Origin of the sequence: Salipiger sp. HF18 (assembly GCF_011806505.1) — a bacterium.
Classification (GTDB): domain Bacteria; phylum Pseudomonadota; class Alphaproteobacteria; order Rhodobacterales; family Rhodobacteraceae; genus Salipiger; species Salipiger thiooxidans.
The window spans coordinates 1-1,441 of sequence record NZ_JAATOS010000743.1 but is presented as its reverse complement, the minus strand read 5'-3'; the positions used below and the strand labels follow the sequence as shown (position 1 = coordinate 1,441).

At 64.2% G+C, this 1,441-nt stretch carries 2 protein-coding genes; both read left to right on the top strand.

Annotated features, from left to right (window positions below; all coding sequences use genetic code 11):
- Positions 1–12: 12 nt before the first annotated feature.
- Positions 13–276 carry a DUF4212 domain-containing protein gene (locus HC022_RS26490; protein WP_008885940.1) on the top strand — a complete coding sequence of 88 codons (264 nt, stop codon included), beginning with the start codon at positions 13–15 and terminating at the stop codon, positions 274–276.
- 6 nt (positions 277–282) lie between these two features.
- On the top strand, positions 283–1,441 hold a 1,159-nt coding region (locus HC022_RS26485), incomplete at its 3' end, for a VC_2705 family sodium/solute symporter (protein ID WP_167454373.1).

The following is a 1,441-nucleotide window of genomic DNA, read 5'->3' as shown; positions in this document are numbered from 1 at the left end:
AGGGAACCGCTCGTGGCGGATCATACATCTAGTGGCGAGGCCTACTGGAAGGCCAATCTTCGCATCATCATCATCAGCCTCATCATCTGGGCCCTGTGCTCGTTCGGCTTCGGCATCCTGCTGCGCCCTGCCCTCTCGGGCATCAGCGTCGGCGGCACCGACCTAGGCTTCTGGTTCGCACAGCAGGGCAGCATCCTGGTCTTCCTGGTGCTGATCTTCTTCTACGCCTTCCGGATGAACAAGCTCGACCAAGAGCACGGCGTGGACGAGGAGTAAGACGCAATGGATCAGTTTACCATCAACCTGCTGTTCGTGGGCGCGAGCTTCGCGATCTACATCGGCATCGCGATCTGGGCCCGTGCGGGCTCGACCTCTGAATTCTACGCCGCCGGACGCGGCGTGCACCCGGTGACCAACGGCATGGCGACCGCGGCCGACTGGATGTCGGCGGCATCGTTCCTGTCGATGGCGGGCCTCATCGCCTTCACCGGCTACGACAACTCGGCCTATCTCATGGGCTGGACCGGCGGCTACGTGCTGCTGGCGCTGCTGCTCGCGCCCTACCTGCGCAAGTTCGGCAAGTTCACCGTCTCCGAGTTCATCGGTGACCGCTTCTACTCGCCCTCCGCGCGGCTCGTCGCCGTGCTCTGCCTGATCATCGCCTCCATCACCTACGTGATCGGCCAGATGACCGGCGTGGGCGTGGCCTTCGGCCGCTTCCTCGAGGTCGACACCACCACCGGCCTGCTGATCGGCGCGGTGATCGTGTTCGCCTACGCGGTGTTCGGCGGCATGAAGGGCGTGACCTACACGCAGGTGGCGCAATACGTCGTGCTGATCCTCGCCTACACCATCCCGGCGATCTTCATCTCGCTGCAGCTGACCGGCAACCCGATCCCGGCGCTCGGCCTGTTCGGAAGCGACACCGCCACCGGCGAGCCGCTGCTGCAGACGCTCGACGCCATCGTCACCGACCTTGGCTTCAACCAGTACACCGCCCACAACGGCGACACCCTGAACATGGTGCTCTTCACCCTGTCGCTGATGATTGGGACGGCAGGTCTGCCGCACGTTATCATGCGCTTCTTCACCGTGCCCAAGGTTGCCGACGCACGCTGGTCCGCCGGCTGGGCGCTGGTCTTCATCGCGCTGCTCTACCTGACCGCCCCCGCGGTGGGTGCCATGGCGCGCCTCAACATCACCCAGCAGTTCTGGCCCGAGGGTACGGACGGTCCGGCGGTGACGATCGAGCAGATCGAGACCGATCCGGCCTACGACTGGATGGCCACCTGGCAGCAGACCGGCATGCTGGGCTGGGAAGACAAAAACGGCGACGGCCGCATCCAGTACTACAACGAGAAGTCGCCCGCGATGCAGGAAAAGGCGACGGCTGAAGGCTGGACCGGCAACGAGCTGACCAACTTCAACAACGACATCCTGG